We start from the raw sequence: 22,168 nt of genomic DNA, 5'->3' as shown, positions 1-22,168 counted from the left end.
GTCCTCCTCCGGTGGGGGCGAGGGGGTCCGTCTACAGCCAGCCCTTCTCCTCGGCCACCCGGGCGGCCTCCACGCGGGTGCGGGCGCCGGTCTTGCCGATCGCCGAGCTCAGGTAGTTGCGCACCGTCCCCTCGGACAGGAACAGCCGCCGGGCGATGTCGGCGACGGTGGCGCCGTCCGCGGCCTCCCGGAGGACGTCGGCCTCCCGCGTCGACAGGGGCGTCGCGCCCAGGGCGAGCGCCGCCGCGGCCAGGTCGCGGTCGATGACCCGCTCCCCCGCCACCACGGCGCGGATGGCGCGGGCCAGGTCGGCGACCGGCGCGTCCTTGACCAGGAACCCGGCGGCGCCGACCTCCATGGCGCGGCGGAGGAACCCCGGCCGGCCGAAGGTGGTGAGGACCACCGCCCGGCAGGCGGGCACCACCTCCGCCAGCTCCCGCGCCGCCTCGATGCCGTCCCCGCCGGGCATCTCGATGTCGAGCAGGGCGACGTCGGGCCGGTGCTCCCGCGCCGCGGCGACCACCTGGTCCCCGCGCCCGACCTCGGCGACGACGTCGATGTCCTCCTCCAGCTCGAGCAGGGCGCGCAGCGCCCCGCGGACCATCGTCTGGTCCTCGGCGATCAGCACCCGGATCACGGCGCCCCCACCCGGGCCGCGAACGGCACCTCCGCGGCGACGCGGAACCCGCCGCCGGGCGCCTCGCCGGCCTCGAGCCGGCCGTCGAGCACGGCCAGCCGCTCCTCCAGCCCGGACAGGCCCGCGCCCTCGCCGCGGGCCGCCTCCGCGCAGCCGCGGCCGTCGTCGGTCATGGTCAGCGCCGCCCGGCCGTCGGTCACCGCGACGTCCACGGTGACCGTGCGGGCACCGCTGTGCCGCAGCACGTTCGTCGTCCCCTCGCGGACCACCCAGCCGAGGACGGCGTCCACCGGGCCCGGCAGCGGCGGCACGCTCCGCGGCGCCCGCAGCGTGACGCCGGCGGCCGACAGCGCGGCGCGGGCCTCGGCGAGGGCGAGCGTGACGCCGATCTGCCGGTAGCCGCTCACCGCCTCCCGCACCTCGGCCAGGGCCCGGCGGGCCGCGGCCTCGACGTCGGCCATCTCCGCCCGCGCCCGCGCCGGGTCCCGCTCGGCCAGCCGGCCGGCGAGCTCGCTCTTCAGCGCGATGAGCGACAGGCTGTGGCCCAGCAGGTCGTGCAGGTCGCGGGCGAAGCGCAGCCGCTCCTCGGCGACCGCCGCGCGCGCCTGCTCCTCCCGGGCCTCCACCAGCTCGGCGTTGACCGAGACGAGGTAGCGGGTGCCGCGCAGAGCGAAGCCGGTGAGCACGCAGATCACCGGGAGGATGAACAGGTCCGGGAACATGCCGTGCGCGGCGATGACCGACGCGCAGACCGCCGCCGCGCCGCCGACGGCCGGCCAGACCCACCGCTCGGGCAGGCCGCCCGACGACGCCGCGGCCACGTAGATCATCAGGCCGGCCCAGGACGGGCCCAGCCAGATGGACAGCGAGACCCCGAGCACCGCCACGACGAGCAGCGCGCGCCACGGCCAGGCGCTCCCGCGGCGGCCGAACAGGCTGCCGAACACGACCAGGTAGGCGGCGGTGAAGACCAGCAGCCCGGCCAGCGCCACCACCCGGACCCAGGTCGGCCGCGGCGTGGTGACCAGGTCGGCCAGCGGGAAGACCTGGAACAGCAGCCACGGCACGGCCCAGCCGAGCCGGTGCCAGCGAGTGCGCGGGTCCACGGCGCGGAACGCTAACCCGCTCACCCCGCCACGGCGTGCAGCGGACGCCGCCGCGCCACCGCCGTGGCCAGGACGCCGAAGGCCGCGGCGAACCCGGCCACGGCCAGGACCGTCAGCGCGGCCGGCGCGCCGTCGGCGACCACGTCCCGGCCCAGCTCGGCGTACCAGTACGAGGGCAGCGTGTGCGCCAGCGCCCGCAGCGCCTCGGGGAAGACCTGCACCGGGACCCACAGCCCGCCCAGCGCGGCCAGGACGACGCCGAGGATGCCGATGGCCCCGCCGGCGGCCTTCTCCTCGAGGGCGAACCCGACCAGCAGGCCGAGCGCGACGAACGCCGCCGACCCGATCCAGAGGACCGCCACCAGCCCGGCCCACGTCCCCAGCCCGAGCTGCACGCCGTTGACCACCCGGCCGACCAGGGCGACGACCAGGAGGCTGGGCAGGGTCAGCAGCATGCCGACCAGCACGTCGACAGCGACGACCGAGGAGGTCGGCACCGGGGTGATCCGCAGCTGGCGCAGCCACCCCGAGGCCCGGTCGAACGAGATCCGGATGGTCGCGCCGAGGGCGGCGCCCAGGGCGCCGTAGGCCATCATCGAGACCATCGAGGTGGTCGCGTACGCCTGGTACTGCGCACCGCTGCCTGCCTGCGCCCCGAAGACCTTCGTGAAGAAGACCGTGAACAGCGCCGGCAGCAGCACGGTGAAGAACAGGTACTGCCGGTTGCGGGCGACCCGGCGCAGCTGGAAGGCGAACAGCGTGCTCATCGGTCGGCTCCGATCGGGGTCGCGGTGCGGGCGGTGAGGGACAGGACGGCGTCCTCCAGGCTGGCGCCGCGGACCTGCAGGTCGGGCAGCCGGCCGCCGTCGGCCAGCAGGGCGAGCAGGGTGGCCTCGACGTCGTCGGTGGCGAGGCTGACCCGCTCGCCCAGCCGCTCGACGGCCGTGACGCCGGGCAGCCCGTCCAGCCGGGTCCCCGCAGCGGCGGTGAAGCGCACCGTGCGGCCGGAGATCCCGGCCTTGACCTGCGCGGCGGTGCCGTCGGCGACGATCCGCCCGCCGGCGACGACGACCACGCGGTCGGCGACGGCGTCGGCCTCGTCGAGGTGGTGGGTGGCGAAGACGACGGTCGTGCCGCGGGCGGCCAGCGCGCGCATCGTCGTCCAGAAGGCCCGGCGGCCCTCGACGTCCATGGCCGAGGTGGGCTCGTCGAGGAGCAGCAGCGGGGGCTCGCCGGCCAGGGCGAGGGCGAGCAGGACCCGCTGGCGCTGGCCGCCGGAGAGCGCGTCGACCGGGCGGGCCAGCAGCCCCTCGATGCCGGCGGTCGCCGCGAGGTCGTCGAGCGGCCAGGCTCGCGGGTAGCTGCGCCGGACCAGCTCGAGGACCTCGCCCACCCGGCTCTCCCCCGGCAGCCCGCCGTGCTGGAGCATCGCGCCGACGCAGCCGGCCCGCACCGCTGCCGCCGGCGTCCGGCCGAGCACGTGGACGGTCCCGGACGAGGGCACCAGGCCCAGCACGGCGTTGACGATCGTCGACTTGCCGGCGCCGTTCGGGCCGAGCAGCGCGACGGTCTCACCGGTGCGCAGCTGCAGGTCGAGGCCGTGCACGGCGACGGTGTCGCCGTAGCGGACGGTCAGGTTCTGGACGTCGAGGGCGGTCTCCCGGGGCACCCGACCAGCCTGCGGACACCGGCCGCCCGCCAGTAGTGCGGGACGTCGGGAGTCCGGTCTGACATCCGTCAGGTGCGCTGGGAGCAGGCCACGCAGCTGGTCGCGAAGGGGCGCAGCTCCAGCCGCTCCTCGGGGATCTCGGTGCCGCAGCCGGTGCACCGGCCGTAGGTCCCGGCGGCGATGCGGCCCAGCGCCGCGTCGATGTCCTCGATGGTGCGCCGCAGGCTCGCCACCCGGGTCACCGCGACGTCGTCGGGCAGGGACTGCACGGTCTCGGCGAGGGCCAGCTCGCGCTCGTGCACCAGCTCGGCGCGCTGGCTCTCCAGCCGGAGGCGGAAGTGGTCCCAGCGGGAGTCGCCGGTGTCGGCGGGACTGCTCGGGATGCTGCTGGTGGTCACAGCGGGCCCCCTTCCTGCCCTGGCTGGCTCGCCCGGGAAGCCGGACGATAGCCCGCCCGAGGGAGTTGTGGAACGGGTCCGTCGGCCCTGCCGGGTCAGTCGGTCAGCTCCCGGACGAGGGCGTCGGCGAGCAGCCGCCCCCGGTCGGTGAGGACGGCGCGGCCGGCCTCGTGCGCGGCCGGCTCCAGCAGGCCGCGCACCACGGCGCCCTCGGCGCGGGCCCGTCCCGCCGGCGACAGCGCGGTCAGCGGCAGGCCCTCCCGCAGCCGGAGGCCGAGCATGACGGTCTCCAGGGCGCGGTCGGCGTCGTCGAGCAGTTCGGAGTCCTGCGCGGGGCTCTCCCCGCGCAGCAGCCGGCCGGCGTAGGCCGCCGGGTGCTTGACGTTCCACCAGCGCAGCCCGCCCACGTGGCTGTGCGCGCCCGGACCGATCCCCCACCAGTTCGCGTTGGCCCAGTACAACTCGTTGTGCCGGCAGCGGGCGGCGTCTCCCCGGGCCCAGTTGGACACCTCGTACCAGTCGAAGCCGGCTCCGCGCAGCGTCGCGTCGGCCTGCTCGTAGCGGTCGGCGAGGACGTCGTCGTCGGGCATCGGCAGCTCTCCGCGGCCGATCCGGCGGGCCAGCCGCGTGCCCTCCTCGACGATGAGGGCGTAGGCGCTGACGTGGTCGACCGGCGCAGCGAGGACGGCGTCCAGCGAGGCAGCCCAGTCGGCGTCGGTCTCCCCGGGCGTGCCGTAGATGAGGTCGAGGTTGACGTGCTCGAAGCCGGCCGCCCGCGCCTCCCGCGCCGCCTCGACCGCCCGGCCGGGGGTGTGCCGCCGGTCGAGCACCGCGAGCACGTGCTCGGCGGCGGACTGCATGCCCAGGCTGACCCGGGTGAAGCCGGCCTCGCGCAGCCGGGCGAGGCTCGCCGGCGTCACCGTCTCCGGGTTGGCCTCGGTGGTGACCTCGACGTCGTCGGCGACCGGGAACAGCTCGCGGACGGCGGCCAGGACGGCGGCCAGGTCGTCGGCGGGCAGCAGGGTGGGCGTCCCGCCGCCGACGAAGACCGTCTCGACGGTCGGTCGGTCCGGGCCCAGGACCTCGGCCGCCCGGCGCAGCTCGGTGATCGCGGTGCCGGCGTACTCGGTGCGGCTGGCGCCGGGCCCCAGTTCCTCGGCGGTGTAGGTGTTGAAGTCGCAGTAGCCGCAGCGGGTCGCGCAGAACGGCACGTGCACGTAGAGCCCGAAGGGCGTGGCGGTCAGCCCCTCGCGGGCGCTGTCGGGCAGCTGCCAGGAGACCGGCGGGGTCGGCAGCAGGGGCAGGACGGCGTTCATCTGCTCCCAGTGTGCCGCGCCGGCGGGTGGGCGCGACGGGGTGCGCGGCGTGACCTGCGCCCGGCCCCCGGCGGTCGCACCCCGGCCCCGGGCGCCGCCGCCCGTCGCCACGCGGGCGCGACCACCTGTTCCCCGCGTGCTCGTGCTCTGGGTGCGCTGGGCATGCAGAGCACGAGCTCCGGCGGAACACCTGTACGCCGCCGGCCCGTGGTGCCCTTGCCCGGCACCGCCCCGCGGAGCACGCTGCGGCCATGACCGACCCGGACGACCGCGAGCCCTACCGCCGGCTGCCCGACCCGGTCCCGCTCGAGGACGTCGTCGAGACCGTCGACACCTCCTCCGCGCCCGCCCGGGACGCCGCCGACGAGCGGGAGGTGTTCCTGCGCGAGGCGGGCGGCTGACCGCCCGGGTCTACCGCAGCCGGCGGGTGTTGTCGGGCAGCCGCTCGGTCACCCCGCGCGCGTCCAGCCACTCCATCAGCGGGACGGCGACCCGGCGGGTCGTCCCCCACGCCGACCGCGCCTGGCTCAGCGTGAACGGCGCCGGCACGCCGGCGAGCCGCTCCCGCGCCGCCCGCTCCACGCCCGGTGCCAGGTAGACGCCGTCGGCGATCCTGACCAGCTGCCCGTCGCGCACCGCGGCCGCCAGCTCCCGGGGACCCAGCCCCGCCGCGGTCAGGTCCCCGGCCTCGGGGGCGGCGAACGGGTCGGCGGCCAGCCGGGTGCGCAGCGCGTCGACGGCCTGCTGCACCCGCGGCGGCAGCCCGGCGGCCGCGACCGCCACCCGTCCCTCGCGCAGCGCCAGCGGCGGGCGCACGAGGGCCGGCACCAGCTCGTCGTCGGGGAGCTCCAGGGCCCGCCGGACGACGGCGATCGGCGGCCCGGCCTCCAGGGGACGCAGCTGCCGGTAGCGGCCGACCACCCCGGGCAGGGCCGCGGCCAGCTCGTCGACCAGGCCGGGAGCCAACAGCCACGGCCCCACCTGCGTCGTCCCCTCGGGCACCGGCCAGCCCATCGCGGTGAAGTCCGCAGTCCGGACGACGCGGCGGCGGGCCAGGTCGGCGGCGGCGCCCGCGGCACCGGCGGGCTGCTCGGCCAGCTCCGCGGCCCGCGCCCGGGCGGCGCCCCGGCGGCGCAGCTCGGGCGGGTCGACGTCGCGGACGTCGGCGCCCAGCACCCGGCGGGCGCCCGGGTCGCGCAGCAGCAGCCGGTCGCCGACCCGCAGCGGCAGCGGGGCGGCCAGCCGCAGCCGCACCGCCGTCCCGTCCAGGGGCCGCAGGCGGGCGCCGACCGCCGCGGAGCCCACGTGCACCACGGCCTCGGCCGGCAGCCGCTCGGGCACGGCGGCGAGGGTCACGTCGACGTCCTGGGTGGAGCGGAACGCGCCCGGGGTGAGCAGCGCGGCCCCGCGGGCGAGCTCCTCGACGGCGATGCCGCGCAGGTTGAGCGCCACCCGGGCGGTCGCGTCCGCCCGCTCCACCGGCTCCCCGAGCGAGTGCACCCCGCGGACGCCGACCTCCCGGTCCCCGATGCGCAGCCGGTCGCCGGCGGCCACGCTGCCGGCGGCGAGGGTGCCGGTGACCACCGTGCCCGCCCCCTTGATCGGGAAGGCCCGGTCGATCCACAGCCGCACCGGCGCGGTCCGGTCGGGCGCGGGCAGCCCGCCGAGCAGGATCTCCAGCGCGGCGGCGACGTCCGGCACCCCGGCGCCGGTGGCCGCGCTGACCGCCACCCCGGGCACCTCCCCCATCGACGTCCCGGCCAGCCGCTCGCGCGCGTCGGCGAGCACCGGGGCGGGGTCGGCGAGGTCGGCCTTGGTGACGGCGAGCAGCGCGTGCCGCACCCCGAGGGCGTCGAGGACGGCGACGTGCTCGGCGGTCTGCGCCGACCAGCCGTCGTCGGCCGCGACCACCACCAGCGCCGCGGGCACCGAGCCGACGCCGGCGAGCATGTTGCCGATGAACCGCTCGTGCCCCGGGACGTCGACGACCGCCAGCCGGCGCCCCGAGGGCAGCGTCGTCCAGGCGAAGCCGAGGTCGATGGTCAGGCCGCGGCGGCGCTCCTCCTCCCACCGGTCGGGTTCCATGCCGGTCAGGGCGCGGACCAGCGTCGACTTGCCGTGGTCGACGTGCCCGGCGGTCGCGATCACGTCCATGCTGCTCACCGGCACCGCGCCGCCACCTCCAGCACCGCGCCGGCCAGGGCGTCGTCGGCCGAGGGCGGCAGGCTGCGCAGGTCGAGCAGGGTCCGGTCGTCGGCCACGTAGCCGACGACCGGCGGCGTGCCGGCGCGCAGCGGCTCGGCGAACCCCGCGGGCAGCGAGACGGCGGCGCTGGGCAGCGGGTGCTCCGGCGCCCCTCCCCCGCCGACCCTCGCCTGCGAGTCGACCGCGACCGCGTCGACGCCCGCGGCGGTGAGCCGGCCGGCCAGGGCCTCGGCCCGGCGGCGCAGGCCCGCTACGTCGGCGGCGAGCATCCGCTGCACCGGCGGCAGCGGGCCGCGCAGCGTCGCCTCCAGGGCGGCCAGCGTGGTCTTGTCCACCCGCAGCGCCCGGTAGAGCGGGTGCCGGCGCAGCCGCTTGACCAGGTCGGCCCGGCCCAGCACCAGCCCGGCCTGCGGACCGCCGAGCAGCTTGTCCCCGCTGGCCAGCACCAGGTGGGCGCCGTCGGCGAGGGTGGTCTGCAGGTCCGGCTCGTCGGGCAGCGCCGGGTGCGGGCGCAGCAGCCCCGAGCCGACGTCGGCCACCAGCGGCACCCCGCTGTTGCCCAGTCCCGCCGCGAGCTCGGCGACCGACACCGACCGGGTGAAGCCCCGGACGACGAAGTTCGACGGGTGGACCTTGAGCACCGCGCCGGTCTCCTCGTGGAGGGCGTCGCGGTAGTCGTCGAGGGTCACCCGGTTCGTCGTCCCCACCTCGCGCAGCCGTGCGCCGGTGGCGGCCAGCAGCTCGGGGATGCGGAACCCGTCGCCGATCTCGACCAGCTCGCCGCGGGCGATGACCAGCTCCCCGCCGAGGGCGGTGGCGACGAGGGCCAGTGCGGCGGCGCAGTTGTTGACGACCAGTGCGGCCTCGGCGGCCGGGACGGCGGCGAGCAGCGCCGCCAGCGCCGCCTCCCCGCGCGGACCCCGGCGGCCGGTGGTCAGGTCCAGCTCGACGTCGGTGGTGCCGCTCGCGGCGGCGACCGCCTCCACCGCGGCCGGCGACAGCGGCGACCGGCCCAGGTTGGTGTGCACGAGTACCCCGGTCGCGTTGAGCACCGGGCGCAGGCTGCTCGCCGTCGCGGGCAGGGTCGCCAGGACCGCGGCGACGGCGCCGTCGGGGGGCACGACTCCCTCGCGGACCCGCTGCTGCACCTCCTGGACGGCGGCTTTGACCAGCTCGCGCCCCAGCCGCTCGGCGGCGGCGGCCAGTTGCGGGTCGGCGAGCAGCGTGTCGGTGCGCGGCACCTGCCGCCGCGGGTCGGCGCTCATCGACTGCGGAGCGTATGCGCAGGGTGGGTGGGTTGACGGGACAGCAGGGACGTTGGCGGAGGCGGACGGGAATCGAACCCGCCTGACCGAGGTGCTCGGCCACGTCGGCTTTAGAGGCCGCGGGGGCCACCAGGCGCCCTGACGCCTCCGCCGGGCAGCTTACGTGCCCGCCCGCCGCGGCGATCCCGGAACTGTCGGTGGCCCTTGCCAGCATCCCGGTCGTGAAGCGCACCCAACCCCGCGCCACCCCGCTGCCGCCGGTCACCCTCACCCCGGAGGAGGCGGCGGCCGTCGCGGCCGCGCTCGCCGCCCGCCCCGACGGCCCGTTCGCCGCCGCCGGGCGGACGGCCCTGGAGAAGGTCCTCGACGCCCTCGAGCCCGATCCGCGCCGGCGTGCCCGGCTGGCCGCGTCCACGCGGTGGGTGAGCGACGACGCCCGGCGCGCCGCCGAGCTCCGGTCGGCCCTCGAGCAGGCGGTGACCCGGCGGCGGGTGCTGGTCCTGCGGTACCGCGACGGCGAGGGGGTCGTCTCCCGGCGCGCGGTGGAGCCGCAGCTGCTCGCCCGCAGCGGCCGGCACTGGTTCCTCGTGGCGTGGTGCCGGGAGCGGCAGGCGCTGCGCTGGTTCCGGGAGGACCACATCGAGGGTGCCGAGCCCACGGAGGAGACCGCCGCCCGGCGCGACCTGACCGGCCTGGGCGCCCCGCCGGCCGACACCCACCCGGCGGGCCGGCGGCTGGGCGGTGCCCCGGCGGCGCCGGCAGCACCCCGGCTCCGGGTGCTCCCCGGCGGCCGGGCCTAGATTCGCACGCGTGACCACCGCTCCCGTCCGCGTCCGGCTCACCCAGTACGCCCACGGGGGCGGCTGCGCCTGCAAGATCCCGCCCGGCGAGCTCGAGGCCGTCGTCGCGGGCCTCACCGCCGCCGGGCCGCTCGACCCGGCCGCCGAGCTCGTGGTCGGCCTGGACGACGGCGACGACGCGGCCGTGGTCCGCATCGCCGGGGGCCAGGGGCTGGTCCTCACCACCGACTTCTTCACCCCCGTCGTCGACGACGCACACACCTTCGGCCGGATCGCGGCGGCCAACGCGCTCTCCGACGTCTACGCGATGGGCGGCACCCCGGTCGTCGCGGTCAACCTGCTCGGCTGGCCGCGCGACGTGCTGCCCGCCGAGCTCGCCGCCGAGGTGCTGCGCGGCGGGCTCGAGGTCGCCCAGGAGGCCGGTTGCCACGTCGGCGGGGGGCACTCCATCGACGACCCCGAGCCGAAGTACGGCATGGCGGTCACCGGTGTCGTCGACGTCGACCGGCTGATCACCAACTCCGCCGCCGTCGCGGGGACGCCGCTGTCGTTGACCAAGCCGCTGGGCGTCGGAGTGCTCAACAGCCGGATGAAGGCGACCGGCGAGGTGTCGGAGGAGGCGGTCGCCTCGATGACGACGCTCAACCGCGACGCCGGGCGGGCCGCGGTGGCGGCGGGCATCCGGGCCGGCACCGACGTCACCGGCTTCGGCCTGCTGGGCCACCTGTACAAGATGGCCCGCGCCAGTGGCGTGACCGCGGTGGTCGACGCGGCCGCCGTCCCGTACCTGGCCGGGGCGCGGGAGGCGCTGGCAGACGGCTTCGTCTCCGGCGGCACGCGGCGCAACCTCGACTGGGTGCGCCCGCACACCGACCTGTCGGCGGTCTCCGAGGAGGACGCGCTGCTGCTGGCCGACGCGCAGACCTCCGGCGGGCTGCTGCTGGCCGGCGAGGTGCCGGGCGCCCCGGTGATCGGCGAGTTCGTGCCGCGGCAGGAGTACGTCGTCGTCGTCCGCTGACCACCCCGTCGGTTCCCGCGGAAACCGACGCGGTGGTCGGAAGGCCCCGTCGCAGCCGGTGGGTGACCTCCGTTACGGTCCGGGCATGCTGGCTGCCTTCGTCTCCACGCCCGCCCCGAAGGACCCGCTCTCCGTGCTGGAGATCGGCGAGCGCCCCGAGCCGGAGGCGCCCGACGGCTGGACGACGGTGCAGGTGAAGGCGGCGTCGCTCAACCACCACGACCTGTTCAGCCTGCGCGGGGTCGGGCTGCCGCAGGAGCGGATGCCGATGATCCTCGGCACCGACGCGGCCGGCCTCGATAAGGACGGCAACGAGGTGATCGTGCACGGCGTCGTGGCCAGCCCCGGCTGGACCGGCGACGAGACCCTCGACCCCAAGCGGAGCCTGTTCTCCGAGCTGCACCAGGGCACGATGGCCGAGCGGGTCGCCGTCCCCCGGCGCAACCTGGTCCCCAAGCCCGCCGAGCTCTCCTTCGCCGAGGCCGCTTGTCTGCCCACCGCGTGGCTGACCGCCTACCGGATGCTGTTCGTCAAGTCCGGCCTGCGTCCCGGCGCCACCGTGCTGGTGCAGGGCGCCAGCGGCGGGGTGGCCACGGCCCTGGTCGCCCTCGGCCGCGCCGCCGGCTACCGGATGTGGGTCACCGCCCGCAGCGAGGACAAGCGCCAGGCCGCGCTGGCCCTCGGCGCCGACCAGGCCTTCGAGACCGGCGCGCGGCTGCCGGAGCGGGTCGACGGGGTCATGGAGAGCGTCGGCGAAGCGACCTGGAGCCACAGCGTCAAGTCGCTGCGGCCGGGCGGGGTCATCGTGACCTGTGGGGCGACCACCGGCTTCAACCCCGGCGCCGAGCTCAACCGGGTCTTCTTCACCCAGCTGTCGGTGATCGGCTCGACGATGGGCACCCGCGACGAGCTGGAGTCGCTGGTGCGGATGTGCGCGGTGACCGGCGTCCGCCCGGTGATCGACGTCGAGCTCCCCCTCGACAAGGCGCGCGAGGGCTTCGAGCGGATGGAGCAGGGCCGCACCGCCGGCAAGATCGTCTTCACGCTCCCGTGAGCCCGGTCGACCGGGTGGTCGCCGCGCTGCACGCGGCCGGCGTCGAGGCCGACGTGCGCCGGTTCGACGTCCCGGTGCCCACGGCGGCGGCCGCGGCCGAGGCGCTCGGCTGCCCGGTCGGGGCCATCGCCAACAGCCTGGTCTTCGACGCCGACGGCGCTCCGCTGCTCGTGCTCGCCAGCGGCGCGCACCGGGTGGACACCGCCAAGGTGGCGGCGCTGGTGGGCGCGGCCCGCGTGCGCCGGGCGAGCCCGGAGTTCGTCACCGCGGCGACCGGCCAGGAAGTGGGCGGGGTCGCCCCGACCGGGCACACGGCGCCGGTGCGGACCGTCGTGGACGTCGACCTCGCCGCGTACCCGTTGCTCTGGGCCGGCGGCGGCGACCACCACACGATGTTCTCCGTGCCCTACGCCGACCTGCTGCGGCTGACCGGTGGCGAGGAGGCCGCCGTCGCCTGAGGGGAGCAACTCCGGTGATCGCCCGCATCTGGCGGGGCTGGGTCCGCACCGAGGACCGCGACGCCTACGCCGCCTACATCGACGAGACCGGCATCGCCCACTACCGGCGGACGCCGGGCAACGAGGGCGCGCACATGCTGCTGCGCGACCTCGACGACGGCCGGACCGAGGTCGTCACGCTGAGCTTCTGGACGTCCTACGACGCCGTCCGCGCGTTCGCCGGGGACGACGTGAGCGCCGCGGTCTTCTACCCCGAGGACGACCGCTTCCTGGTCGACCGTGAGGTCACCGTCACCCACTACGAGGTCCACGAGACCCGCTGACGGCGCCGACGCCTGTCAAAGTGGGTTGACACAGCCGTCGAAGTCAACCAAAGTTGACGGCATGGCCGACACGACACAGGTGGCGTCCGCCGCCAGCAGCCGCGACCCCGCCGTCGGGCTGAAGGCGGTGCGCGCGCTCCGTGCACTGGTGGAGCGACTCGAGGCCCTCCAGGTGGACAACGCCCGCGACCAGGGCTGGACGTGGGAGCAGATCGCCCAGCTGCTCGGCGTCACGCGCCAGGCGGTGCACAAGAAGTACGCAGGCGGCCGCGGGCCGCTCCGACGGAAGGACTGACCGTGTTCGAACGCTTCACCACCGACGCCCGCGAGACCGTCGTCCGCGCCCAGCACGAGGCCCGGGAGCTCCGGCACGGCACGATCGGCACCGAGCACCTGCTGCTCGCCCTCATCGACCTGCCGTGGACGCCGACGGCGCAGGTCCTCGGCCGGCACGGGCTGACCCGCGACCAGGTCGTCGCAACCGTCACCGCGCTGGTCAGCCGCGACGACCTGGACGCCGACGCGCTGCGCGCGGTGGGCATCGACCTGGACGCCGTGCGCGACCGGGTCGAGGCGACCTTCGGGCCGGGGGCGCTCGACGAGCCCCGGGGCGGCCGGCCCAAGGGCGGCCACATCCCGTTCTCGCCGCGCGCCAAGAAGGTGCTGGAGCTGTCGCTGCGCGAGGCGGTCGCCCAGCGGTCGCGGACGATCCGCGAGGGGCACATCGCCCTCGGCCTGCTCCGCGAGGGACAGGGACTGGCGGTGCAGGTGCTGCACGACCGCGGGGTCGACCTGGCCGCGCTGCGAAGGGACCTCGAGGCGACCCTGGCCGCCGCCTGACCGGTCCCGACCTGTCACCCTCGGGTGGCACGGTGCCGGCATGGAGATCCTCTTCGTCGCCAGTGTCGGCGTCATCGCCCCCGACCCGGTCGAGAGCCGTCGCCTCTACGTGGACGCCCTGGGGCTGCCCCTCGAGCGCCTCGACGGCGAGTACTTCGCCAGCGAGCACATCCCCGGCAGCAGGCACTTCGGGGTGTGGCCGCTCGCCCAGGCCGCAACGGCCTGTTTCGGTGCACCCGACTGGCCGGCCGACCACCCGGTCCCGCAGGCCAGCATCGAGTTCGAGCTGGCCGACGAGGCCGCGGTGACCAGCGGCGCGGCGGAGCTGGAGGCCGCCGGCCACCGGCTCCTGCACGGGGCGCGAACGGAGCCGTGGGGGCAGACGGTCGCCCGGCTGCAATCCCCCGAGGGGCTGGTCGTCGGGCTGTCCTTCGCGCCGTGGATGCACTGAGGCCCGGCGCGGTCAGACCCCGGCGCCGGTTCGTGCGGCGATCTTGGCCGCGATCTTGTCCCGGGTGCGCTCGGGCAGGTAGCGGACGGCGGGGCCCAGCTCGGGCAGCCGGTGCTTCTGCGTGGTGTAGGCGCGGAACGCCAGCCCGGTGGTGACCCCGTGGTCGGGGCGGTGGACGACGTCGACGCGGTCGCCGGCGCCGACCTCCCCGGCCTCGAGCACCCGCAGGTAGGCCCCGCTCGCGCCGCGCGCGGTGAACCGCTTGACCAGCTGCGGCACGCCCCAGAAACGCTCGAAGTTGGCGCACGGGATCCGCGGGTCGGTCACCTCGAGCAGCGCCGTCCCGACCCGCCACTGCTCGCCGAGCAGCGCGCCGGTGAGGTCGAGCCCCGCCGTCCGCAGGTTCTCGCCGAACCGGCCGGGCGGCAGGTCGCGACCGAGCTCGGCGGCCCACCAGTCGGCGTCCTCCTGCGCGTAGGCGTAGACCGCCTGGCCCTCGCCGCCGTGGTAGCGGCGATTGACCTGGACGTCGCCGTCCAGGCCGAGCCGCTCGACGGCGACCCGGCCGGCGACCGGCCGCTTGTCGATCCCGCTGCGGTTGGGACGCCGGTCGGGCAGCGGCAGCAGGTCGGGACCGGAGACGCAGACGGCCTCGAGCCGCCCGCTCACTTCTTGGAGGCGGTGGACTCGTTGGTGGACAGCGCGGCGACGAACGCCTCCTGGGGGACCTCGACGCGGCCCACCATCTTCATCCGCTTCTTGCCCTCCTTCTGCTTCTCCAGCAGCTTGCGCTTGCGGGTGATGTCACCGCCGTAGCACTTGGCCAGGACGTCCTTGCGGATGGCGCGGACCGTCTCGCGGGCGATCACCCGGGAGCCGACGGCGGCCTGGATCGGCACCTCGAACTGCTGCCGCGGGATGAGCTCGCGCAGCTTGCCGGCCATCATCACGCCGTAGCTGTAGGCCTTGTCCTTGTGCACGATCGCGCTGAACGCGTCGACGGCCTCGCCCTGGAGCAGGATGTCCACCTTCACCAGCGAGGACTCCTGCTCGCCGGCCTCGGCGTAGTCGAGCGAGGCGTAGCCGCGGGTGCGGGACTTCAGCGCGTCGAAGAAGTCGAAGATGATCTCGCCGAGCGGCAGCGTGTAGCGCAGCTCGACCCGCGACTCGGACAGGTAGTCCATCCCACCGAGCTGGCCGCGCCGGCTCTGGCACAGCTCCATGATCGCGCCGGTGTAGTCACTGGGGGCGATGATCGTGGCGCTGACGACCGGCTCGAAGACCTTGTCGATCTTGCCCTCGGGCCAGTCGCTGGGGTTGGTCACGGTGATCTCCGAGCCGTCCTCCATCACCACCCGGTAGACGACGTTCGGCGCGGTGGAGATCAGGCTGATGCCGGCCTCGCGCTCCAGCCGCTCGCGGACGATCTCCAGGTGCAGCAGGCCGAGGAAGCCGACGCGGAAGCCGAAGCCCAGGGCCGCCGAGGTCTCCGGCTCGTAGGTCAGCGCGGCGTCGTTCAGGAGCAGCTTGTCCAGCGCCTCGCGCAGCAGCGGGTACTCGCTGCCATCGATCGGGTAGAGCCCGGAGTAGACCATCGGCTTGGGGTCGCGGTACCCGCCGAGGGACTCGGTGGCCGGCTTGTGCTGCAGGGTGACGGTGTCGCCGACGCGGGACTGGCGGACGTCCTTCACCCCGGTGATGAAGTAGCCGACCTCGCCGACGCCGAGGCTCTCGACCGGCTTGGGCTCCGGGGAGATCACCCCGATCTCCAGCAGCTCGTGGGTCGCGCCGGTCGACATCATCTTGATCCGGTCGCGGGCGGCGATCCGGCCGTCGACGACGCGGACGTAGGTGATGACGCCGCGGTAGATGTCGTAGACGGAGTCGAAGATCATGGCGCGGGCCGGGGCGTCGGCGTCGCCCTCCGGGGCGGGGATCTGGTCGACGATCGCGTCGAGCAGCGCGGGGACGCCCTCGCCGGTCTTGCCGCTGACGCGCAGGACGTCGTCCGGGTCGCAGCCGATGATGTGCGCGAGCTCGGCCGCGTACTTCTCCGGCTGGGCGGCCGGGAGGTCGATCTTGTTGAGCACCGGGATGATCGTGAGGTCGTTCTCCATGGCCAGGTACAGGTTGGCCAGGGTCTGGGCCTCGATGCCCTGGGCGGCGTCGACCAGCAGCACCGCGCCCTCGCAGGCGGCCAGTGAGCGGGACACCTCGTAGGTGAAGTCGACGTGGCCGGGGGTGTCGATCATGTGCAGCACGTGGGCGGCGCCCGCGTGGTCACCGGCGTTCGGCGTCCACGGCAGGCGCACGTTCTGCGCCTTGATGGTGATGCCGCGCTCGCGCTCGATGTCCATGCGGTCGAGGTACTGAGCACGCATCTGCCGCGCCTCGATGATCCCGGTGACCTCGAGCATCCGGTCGGCCAGCGTCGACTTGCCGTGGTCGATGTGGGCGATGATGCAGAAGTTCCGGATGCGGGCCGGGTCGGTGTAGGCGGGAGTCGTCACAGTGCTCCCATCGTCCCACGGCTCGGTGCCTCGTCCAGCGATCGGCCGGTCCGGGCCGGTCTACCCGCGGGTTGGGGTCGTACGCCCGACGCTGGTATCTTGGCAGACCGGTCCGCCGACGCACGCCGTCGCGACGGACGCACTGTCAGAAGTACTCCCTCCCGAGAGACAACCCGAGGCTCACGCGTGGCGAACATCAAGTCCCAGATGAAGCGGATCAAGACCAACGAGAAGGCGCGCCAGCGCAACGTTGCCGTCAAGTCCGCCCTGAAGACGGCCGTCCGGCGCGTCCGGACCGCGGCCGCGTCCGGGGACGCCGCCGCCGCGCAGGAGGCCCTGAAGACCGCCAGCAAGGCGCTCGACAAGGCTGCCAGCAAGGGCATCATCCACAAGAACCAGGCCGCCAACCGCAAGTCGGGTCTGGCCAAGCAGGTCGCCGGCCTCTGAGCCGGCGCACCGCGCACCCGCGCGGTCCGCGACGAGCCCCCTCCCCCACCGGGACGGGGGCTCTCGTCGTCTTCGGCGACGTCTGCGCCCGCCGGGGCCCTCGTCGCCTTCGGGGAGGTCTGCGCCCGCCAGGGTCCCGGCGTCCTGGGGCCCGCATCGCCTGCGGGGCTCGCGTCCCCTGCGGGGCTCGCCCTGTCCCGCGGACCGGTCGCGGGCTCGGTGACCCGCCGGGCAGGACCCGGCGCGCCCGGTCAGACGCGGCCGGGGCTGGTCAGACCCGGCCGCGGCCGGTCTCCCGGCGGATGGCGACGATCCGGCGCACGGCGCGCTCCAGCGCGTAGTCGGCGCTGGCCGCCACGCCCTTGACGTCGGCGTTCAGCTCCGCGGCGACGCCGACCGCCTGCTGCAGGCCCTCGATGCTCCAGCCCCGCGCCTGGGCCTGCGCCTTCTTCACCTTCCACGGCGGCATCTTCAACGTGCGCGCCAGCTCCCCGGGGTTGGTGCTGCGCAGTGCGCTCACCCGCGCCGCGGTGCGCACGCCGTCGGCGATGGCGTCGGCGATGAGGACGTGGGCGACGCCGCGCTGCAGCGCCCAGCGCAGCATCTCCAGCGACCCCTGCCGGTCGCCGACGAGCACGCGCTCCGCGACGGTGAAGCCGCTGACCTCGGCCTGCCCCCGGTGGAAGCGGGCGACCGCGTCGGCGTCGACGGTGCCACCGAAGTCGGAGACGAGCTGGCCGGCGGCCGCCGACAGCTGGCGCAGGTCGGCGCCGATCGCCTCCACCAGGGCGCTGGCCGCGTCGGGGGTGATCCGCCCACCCGCCGTCCGGACCTCGTTGCGCACGAACGCGATGCGGTCCCCCACCGAGCTGACCTTCGGGCAGTCGTCGAACGCGGCGCCGGCGGCCTTGAAGGTCTTGAGCAGCGCCTCGTTGCGCTTGCCGCCGTGGTGCACGACCACCAGCGTGAGGTCGGGGTCCGGGTCCTTCGTGTAGGCGGTCAGCGCATCGGCGAGCGCGCCGGCGGCCTCGTGGACCCCGGTGACCACCACGAGCCGGTGCCCGCCGAACAGCGAGGGCGCGAGCACGTCGGCCAGCTGACCCACCGGCAGGCCCGCGGCGGGCAGCTCGTGCACCTCGGCCTCGGGGTGGCGCTCGAGCACGGCGGCCCGGACGGCGGAGACCGCGCGGGATCGCAGCAACTCCTCCTCGCCCACCACGGCGCGCAGTCGGGAGGTCGGCGCGGGAGGTGCGGCAGCCACACCGGCATGCTCCCACGCGGCAGTGACGGTCCCGGCGAGCCGCGACCCGTGCCACTGGGCCGACGCGCGGTCCGGCCGGGCCGCGGACGAGGCAACCCCGGCCGCGGCGTGGTGGCGCCCCGGCCGCCACCGGCGGCACCCCATGCGCAGAGGTCGCCGGCGCGGCCACGGACTGCCCCGGCTCACGACCGCGGGCGGCCACCCCCCACGCGTCGGCGTCACCGGCGACGGCGAGGTCCCCCTCCCGGTCGGTGCGGTGCACCCGCATGCCGTCCTGCGTGAGCCACGACAGCACGCGCGCGGTGGGGTGCCCGTAGGTGTTGTCGGCCCCGACCGAGACCAGTGCCACCCGGGCACCGGTCGCGGCGAGGAAGCCACGGTCTGCGTCCGCGCTGCCGTGGTGCGGCACCTTGAGCACGTCCGCGCGCAGGTCCACGCCACGAGCGACGATGCGCGCCTGCGCCTCGCCGCCGAGGTCGCCGGTCAGCAACACCCGCACGCCGTGGCGGGTGACCCGCACGACGAGGGACAGGTCGTTGGGCTCGGCCGCGGCCGTGGCCAGCTCCGGCGGCGGGGCCAGCACCTCGATCACAGCGTCCCCCACGGTGCGGCGCTCGCCGGGCACGAGGAGCACCCGCTCCGCCCCGGCCTCGCGCGTGGCGTCGGCCAGCGGGCCGGCGCGCTCGTCGGCCGGGGAGAGCGTCCCCGTGGCGACCACACCGACCGACCGCCCCGAAAGCGCGCCGGCGAGACCACCGGCGTGGTCGGCGTCCAGGTGGCTGAGCAGGACCATCGGCAGGCGGTCGATGCCCAGCCGGTCGAGGCAGCGGTCGACCGGCCCCACCTCCGGCCCGGCGTCGACGAGCACCCCCTCCCCCGGCCCGGTCGGCACCACGAGCGCGTCGCCCTGGCCGACGTCACAGGCGACCACGACCGTGCTGTCCGGCGGCCACCCCCGGGTCAGCTGGCGGACCGGCCAGCCCAGCACCACCGCACCGACGAGGGCGGCCAGCGCCAGCGGCCGCGACCGGGGGAACCGCCAGAGCAGCCAGGCGCACGCGAACAGCAGCAGCGTCAGCAGGACGGCGCCCCTCGTGCCGACCGGCCAGCCCAGCGCGCCGTCGGGCAGCGCCGCCGCCCGCTCGGCCACGAGGACCAGCCAGCGGACCGGCCACCCGGCCACCCAGACCAGCACGTCGCCCAGCGGCGGGACCACGACCGCGGCCGGCGCCGCCAGCAACCCCAGCACGGTGGCCACGGGCACCGCCGGTGCGGCGAGCAGGTTCGCCGGCAGGGAGACCGGGCTGACCACGCCGGACAGTGCTGCGACCAGGGGCGCGGTGGCCAGCCCGGCGGCTGCCGCGACGGCCACCGCGTCGGCGACCGAGCGCGGCCAGCCGCGGTCGCGGAGCCGCCGCGCCCAGGTCCGCGCGAGCAGGACGATGGCGGCCGTCGCCGCGACCGACAGGGCGAAGCCGGCATCGCGGGCGAGGCCGGGGTCGACCAGCAGGAGCACGACCGCGGCCCCGAGGAGCGCCGGCAGGGCCACCCGCGAGCGACCGCTCGCCAGCGCCAGAAGAGTCACCGCGCCCATCGCCGCCGCCCGCACCACGCTGGCGCTGGGACGGGCCAGCAGGACGAAGCCGACCAGGGCCGCCGCGGCCACGAGGGCCTGCACCCGCCGGTCGACGCCGCGCCGGCGCAGCGGGGCCAGCACGCCGGTGAGCACGATGGCGACGTTCGCGCCGGAGACGGCGGTGAGGTGCGCGAGGCCGGCGCGGCGGAAGTCCTCGACGAGCACCGGGTCCATGGCGCGGGTGTCGCCGACGACCAGGCCGGGAAGCAGGCCACCCGGCCGCGGGTCGAGGACGCGGAGCGAGCTCTCGGCGAGGCCGTCGCGCAGGGCTCCGGCGGCCTGCTGCTCCCACGGCGGGGCGCCGAGCACCGCCGGTGGCCCCCGCGCCGACAGGAGGGCCACCAGCCCCTCCGCGGCGTCGGCCGGCGTCACGGTCGCCCGCACCCGCACGGACTGGCCGGGGAGCAGCCCGAGCCACTCCTCCGCGGGGGCGAAGAGGACGACGTCGTCCGCCAGGCCGATCGGGGTGCCGCCGTCCACCAGCCGCGTGACGGTCGCCTCGGTGACCGCCCGGGCCGGCCCGACGCCGCGCACCGGCCGGGGGTCGCCGGTCAGCACGAGGTCGACCAGCACGGTCCGCCGTCCCTCGGCGACCGCGGCCAGCGGGGAGGCGTCCCGGGCGGCCGCACGGACGGCGGCGGTCGTGGCGGTGACGGCCACGGCCGCGAGCACGCCGAGCAGCACCACCGCCCACGTCGTGCGGCACCGCCGCGCGAGCAGGGCAGCGACCGCCGTGGCGACCAGCGCCGCAGCGGCCAGGCCGGCGGCGCTCGTCGCCGGAGCCAGCAGCGTGGTGAGCCAGACCGCCGCGGCGACCGGCGCCAGCCGCAGGTCGATCCACGTCCACCGCGCGGAGGGCGCGCTCACACGGTCACCAGCTCGGCCAGCTCCGCGTAGGTCGACGGGCCGATCCCCGGGACGTCGTCGAGCTGCTCGACGCTGGCGAACCGGCCCTGCTGCTCGCGGTGGTCGACGATGCGCTGGGCCAGCACCGGCCCGATGCCCGGCAGCGCGTCGAGGTCCGCGACGGTCGCCCTGTTGAGGTCCACCAGTCCGGTCCCGGAGGTCCCTGCCGCGGCCAGGCCGGCGGGCGCCGCGCCGGGCACCCCCACGGCGACCTGCTGGCCGTCGCTCACCACCGCGGCGAGGTTGACCGAGGCGGGGTCGGCCTCCGGCAGCAGGCCGCCGGCGGCGGTGACCGCGTCGGCGACGCGTGCCCCCGCGGGGAGGGTGACCAGCCCGGGCCGGGAGACCAGGCCCACCACCGAGACCACGACCGTCGGGGACGCGTCGGCCGCCATCCCGACCGAGGGCGTGGCAGGGGCCGTGGACGACGTGGACGGCGCCGGCGCCACGGACGTGGGCGTGGGAGCCGGTTCCACCCGCGGACGGTCCACCCAGGTCCCCGCCGCCACGGCGAGCGCCGCGAGCACCCCGGCCACCCACAGCGCCCACACGCCGCGCCGTCCCGGACCGAGCCGGACGGCGGTGCCCGGGGCGCGGTGCCGGCCGATGCCGTCGGGCAGTCCCGGGTCCGGTTCCTCCTCGGGCCGGCCCGGTTCGGGGAGCTCGAGGCCGTCCGCGCCGTCGGGGTCGTCGTCGACGTGGTCGTCGGGCTCGTCGTCGGGGACCCAGCCCCGCGCGCGCCCACCCTCGTCGAGGAGGACACGCAGGCGCGCGCGGATCAGATCGGCGTCGTCGCTGCGGCGGAGAGGGAGGTGCACCGGCCGGACGCTAGGCAGCGTGGCCGCGGTGCGGCCGGGTCGCGGGGCGACTGTGGACGGAGGCCGCGCCTGTGGACGGACCGGCCACCGGCGGAACGGGTCGGGTGCAGGCTGCGCGGGTGCTCCTGCTCCGCGTCTCAGTCCGCCGGCTGCTCGCCCTCCTGCAGGAGCGGCACCGACGCCGGCGCCACGACCAGTCCGACGGCCCCCGGCCCGACGTGCGCACCGATCGCCGCGCCGAGCTCGCTGACGTACAGCTCCCGCAGCCCGGGCAGCCGGTCCCGCAGCTCGCGGGCCAGCCGCTCGGCGCGGTCGGGTGCGGCCAGGTGGTGGACGGCGACCGACACCGGTGCCCCGTCCGCGGCCTCCACGCCGCGCTGGACCAGACGCGTCAGCGCCCGGGCCGTCGTGCGGACCTTCTCGAGGGGGACCACCCGCCCCTCCGCGACGTGCAGCACCGGCTTGACCGCCAGCGCGGTCCCGATCATCGAGGCCGCGGCCCCGATGCGGCCGCCGCGCCGCAGGTGCTCGAGGGTGTCGACCACGAAGAGGGTGCGCGTCGCGGCGGCCGTCTCCTGCGCCGTGGCCGCGACGGTCGCCGCGTCCTCGCCGGCCGCGGCCGCCCGGGCGGCGGCGACGACCGCGAACCCGCTGCCCATGGCGGCCGACCGGGAGTCGACCACGGTGACGATGTGCTCGCCGACCTGCGCGGCGGCCAGGCGCGCCGCGTCGACGGTGCCCGACAGCTCGGCCGACAGGTGCACCGAGACGATCCGCTCGGCTCCCTCTGCCAGTCGCCGGCGGTAGACACCGACGAAGTCCCCGGGGGTGGGCCTGGAGGTGGAGACGGTCTGCCCGCGGACGCCGAGGGCACGGGCCACGTCGGCCGGGCCGATCTCCGCCCCCTCCCGGCCCGAGTGGCCGGCCATGACCACGTAGAGCGGGACGACCTCGACCGAGTACTGCTCGACCAACCGCGCAGGCAGGTAGGCCGTGGAGTCGGTGACCACGGCGACGGACACCCGGCGAGGCTAGCTGGCCGCCGACGCC

Annotated in this window: 23 protein-coding genes, 1 tRNA gene and 1 pseudogene; 10 read left to right on the top strand and 15 right to left on the bottom strand. The window is 76.4% G+C overall.

The annotated features are described in order from the left end of the window. Positions 1-31: 31 nt before the first annotated feature. From ACI789_RS00715 to hemW, 6 genes are all read right to left on the bottom strand, one after another. Positions 32-637: a response regulator gene (locus ACI789_RS00715; protein ID WP_457006226.1), complete on the bottom strand. Its 606-nt coding sequence runs from the start codon at positions 635-637 to the stop codon at positions 32-34. Next, positions 634-1,743, bottom strand: coding sequence for a sensor histidine kinase (locus tag ACI789_RS00710; RefSeq protein WP_457006225.1), 1,110 nt, complete (start codon positions 1,741-1,743; stop codon positions 634-636). Before ACI789_RS00710 ends, ACI789_RS00715 begins: the two co-directional genes overlap by 4 nt. A 20-nt stretch (positions 1,744-1,763) precedes the next feature. Further along, entirely contained in the window at positions 1,764-2,510 is a 747-nt protein-coding gene (locus ACI789_RS00705; RefSeq protein ID WP_457006224.1) for an ABC transporter permease, read from the bottom strand. Beyond that, positions 2,507-3,412 carry an ATP-binding cassette domain-containing protein gene (locus tag ACI789_RS00700; RefSeq protein WP_457006223.1) on the bottom strand — a complete coding sequence of 302 codons (906 nt, stop codon included), beginning with the start codon at positions 3,410-3,412 and terminating at the stop codon, positions 2,507-2,509. The genes ACI789_RS00705 and ACI789_RS00700 overlap by 4 nt, the downstream gene beginning before the upstream one ends. 68 nt (positions 3,413-3,480) lie before the next feature. Beyond that, positions 3,481-3,810: a TraR/DksA family transcriptional regulator gene (locus tag ACI789_RS00695; RefSeq protein ID WP_456919085.1), complete on the bottom strand. Its 330-nt coding sequence runs from the start codon at positions 3,808-3,810 to the stop codon at positions 3,481-3,483. Between the two features lie 95 nt (positions 3,811-3,905). Next, complete coding sequence (gene hemW / locus ACI789_RS00690) at positions 3,906-5,126, bottom strand: radical SAM family heme chaperone HemW (RefSeq protein ID WP_457006222.1); 1,221 nt, start codon at positions 5,124-5,126, stop codon at positions 3,906-3,908. A gap of 251 nt (positions 5,127-5,377) precedes the next feature. Here hemW and ACI789_RS00685 point away from each other — a divergent pair, with 251 nt between their 5' ends. Next, positions 5,378-5,527 carry a hypothetical protein gene (locus ACI789_RS00685; protein WP_457006220.1) on the top strand — a complete coding sequence of 50 codons (150 nt, stop codon included), beginning with the start codon at positions 5,378-5,380 and terminating at the stop codon, positions 5,525-5,527. 10 nt (positions 5,528-5,537) lie between these two features. On the opposite strand, the gene selB is transcribed toward ACI789_RS00685, so the two are convergent. From selB to ACI789_RS00670, 3 genes are all read right to left on the bottom strand, one after another. After that, a complete protein-coding gene (gene selB, locus ACI789_RS00680; protein ID WP_457006219.1) occupies positions 5,538-7,295 on the bottom strand; it encodes a selenocysteine-specific translation elongation factor in 1,758 nt (585 codons plus the stop codon). After that, positions 7,286-8,596, bottom strand: coding sequence for an L-seryl-tRNA(Sec) selenium transferase (gene selA, locus ACI789_RS00675; RefSeq protein WP_457006218.1), 1,311 nt, complete (start codon positions 8,594-8,596; stop codon positions 7,286-7,288). The genes selB and selA overlap by 10 nt, the downstream gene beginning before the upstream one ends. A 53-nt stretch (positions 8,597-8,649) precedes the next feature. Continuing rightward, a tRNA-OTHER gene (locus ACI789_RS00670) sits at positions 8,650-8,745 on the bottom strand. A gap of 72 nt (positions 8,746-8,817) precedes the next feature. Here ACI789_RS00670 and ACI789_RS00665 point away from each other — a divergent pair. The 8 genes from ACI789_RS00665 (at position 8,818) to ACI789_RS00630 (ending at position 13,540) form a co-directional block, all read left to right on the top strand. Continuing rightward, positions 8,818-9,396, top strand: a complete 579-nt coding sequence (locus tag ACI789_RS00665; protein WP_457006217.1) for a helix-turn-helix transcriptional regulator — start codon at positions 8,818-8,820, stop codon at positions 9,394-9,396. Between the two features lie 10 nt (positions 9,397-9,406). Further along, on the top strand, positions 9,407-10,414 hold the full coding sequence (selD, locus tag ACI789_RS00660) for a selenide, water dikinase SelD (RefSeq protein ID WP_457006216.1): 1,008 nt from the start codon (positions 9,407-9,409) through the stop codon (positions 10,412-10,414). An 85-nt stretch (positions 10,415-10,499) separates the two neighbouring features. Further along, positions 10,500-11,468, top strand: coding sequence for a zinc-binding dehydrogenase (locus ACI789_RS00655; RefSeq protein ID WP_457006215.1), 969 nt, complete (start codon positions 10,500-10,502; stop codon positions 11,466-11,468). Further along, on the top strand, positions 11,465-11,926 hold the full coding sequence (locus tag ACI789_RS00650) for a YbaK/EbsC family protein (RefSeq protein WP_457006214.1): 462 nt from the start codon (positions 11,465-11,467) through the stop codon (positions 11,924-11,926). The genes ACI789_RS00655 and ACI789_RS00650 overlap by 4 nt, the downstream gene beginning before the upstream one ends. Before the next feature lie 14 nt (positions 11,927-11,940). Then, positions 11,941-12,249 carry a hypothetical protein gene (locus ACI789_RS00645; RefSeq protein WP_457006213.1) on the top strand — a complete coding sequence of 103 codons (309 nt, stop codon included), beginning with the start codon at positions 11,941-11,943 and terminating at the stop codon, positions 12,247-12,249. Between the two features lie 61 nt (positions 12,250-12,310). Next, positions 12,311-12,544, top strand: a complete 234-nt coding sequence (locus tag ACI789_RS00640) for a helix-turn-helix domain-containing protein (RefSeq protein WP_456909829.1) — start codon at positions 12,311-12,313, stop codon at positions 12,542-12,544. Between the two features lie 2 nt (positions 12,545-12,546). Continuing rightward, positions 12,547-13,089: a Clp protease N-terminal domain-containing protein gene (locus tag ACI789_RS00635; protein ID WP_457006212.1), complete on the top strand. Its 543-nt coding sequence runs from the start codon at positions 12,547-12,549 to the stop codon at positions 13,087-13,089. A 40-nt stretch (positions 13,090-13,129) separates the two neighbouring features. Continuing rightward, positions 13,130-13,540 carry a VOC family protein gene (locus ACI789_RS00630; protein WP_457006211.1) on the top strand — a complete coding sequence of 137 codons (411 nt, stop codon included), beginning with the start codon at positions 13,130-13,132 and terminating at the stop codon, positions 13,538-13,540. 12 nt (positions 13,541-13,552) lie between these two features. On the opposite strand, the gene ACI789_RS00625 is transcribed toward ACI789_RS00630, so the two are convergent. Continuing rightward, positions 13,553-14,209, bottom strand: coding sequence for an MOSC domain-containing protein (locus ACI789_RS00625; protein WP_457006210.1), 657 nt, complete (start codon positions 14,207-14,209; stop codon positions 13,553-13,555). Further along, positions 14,206-16,050 (bottom strand): translation elongation factor 4, encoded by a 1,845-nt coding sequence (lepA, locus tag ACI789_RS00620; protein WP_457006209.1) that lies wholly within the window; start codon positions 16,048-16,050, stop codon positions 14,206-14,208. Before lepA ends, ACI789_RS00625 begins: the two co-directional genes overlap by 4 nt. A gap of 186 nt (positions 16,051-16,236) precedes the next feature. On the opposite strand from lepA, the gene rpsT reads away from it, so the two are divergent. Beyond that, on the top strand, positions 16,237-16,497 hold the full coding sequence (gene rpsT, locus ACI789_RS00615; RefSeq protein WP_456909819.1) for a 30S ribosomal protein S20: 261 nt from the start codon (positions 16,237-16,239) through the stop codon (positions 16,495-16,497). Between the two features lie 271 nt (positions 16,498-16,768). On the opposite strand, the gene holA is transcribed toward rpsT, so the two are convergent. From holA to ACI789_RS00595, 4 genes and pseudogenes are all read right to left on the bottom strand, one after another. Continuing rightward, on the bottom strand, positions 16,769-17,758 hold the full coding sequence (gene holA, locus ACI789_RS00610; RefSeq protein ID WP_457006208.1) for a DNA polymerase III subunit delta: 990 nt from the start codon (positions 17,756-17,758) through the stop codon (positions 16,769-16,771). A 436-nt stretch (positions 17,759-18,194) separates the two neighbouring features. Further along, positions 18,195-19,568: pseudogene (locus ACI789_RS00605) on the bottom strand (ComEC/Rec2 family competence protein); the annotation flags it as partial. A 689-nt stretch (positions 19,569-20,257) separates the two neighbouring features. After that, positions 20,258-21,118 (bottom strand): helix-hairpin-helix domain-containing protein, encoded by an 861-nt coding sequence (locus ACI789_RS00600; RefSeq protein ID WP_457006207.1) that lies wholly within the window; start codon positions 21,116-21,118, stop codon positions 20,258-20,260. Between the two features lie 137 nt (positions 21,119-21,255). Next, a complete protein-coding gene (locus ACI789_RS00595; RefSeq protein WP_457006206.1) occupies positions 21,256-22,140 on the bottom strand; it encodes a DegV family protein in 885 nt (294 codons plus the stop codon). Positions 22,141-22,168: the final 28 nt, after the last annotated feature.

Source organism: Geodermatophilus sp. SYSU D00965 (assembly GCF_054050075.1).
The sequence above is the reverse complement of the archived record's forward strand: the minus strand, read 5'-3'. Positions and strand labels throughout refer to the sequence as shown.

What these genes read in the sequence shown, in the direction of transcription:
- ACI789_RS00655 (WP_457006215.1), top strand. Translation starts at nt 10,500, where the DNA reads ATGCTGGCTGCCTTCGTCTCCACGCCCGCCCCGAAGGACCCGCTCTCC.
- ACI789_RS00630 (WP_457006211.1), top strand. Translation starts at nt 13,130, where the DNA reads ATGGAGATCCTCTTCGTCGCCAGTGTCGGCGTCATCGCCCCCGACCCG.
- ACI789_RS00640 (WP_456909829.1), top strand. Translation starts at nt 12,311, where the DNA reads ATGGCCGACACGACACAGGTGGCGTCCGCCGCCAGCAGCCGCGACCCC.
- selA (WP_457006218.1), bottom strand. Translation starts at nt 8,596, where the DNA reads ATGAGCGCCGACCCGCGGCGGCAGGTGCCGCGCACCGACACGCTGCTC.
- ACI789_RS00705 (WP_457006224.1), bottom strand. Translation starts at nt 2,510, where the DNA reads ATGAGCACGCTGTTCGCCTTCCAGCTGCGCCGGGTCGCCCGCAACCGG.
- ACI789_RS00685 (WP_457006220.1), top strand. Translation starts at nt 5,378, where the DNA reads ATGACCGACCCGGACGACCGCGAGCCCTACCGCCGGCTGCCCGACCCG.
- hemW (WP_457006222.1), bottom strand. Translation starts at nt 5,126, where the DNA reads ATGAACGCCGTCCTGCCCCTGCTGCCGACCCCGCCGGTCTCCTGGCAG.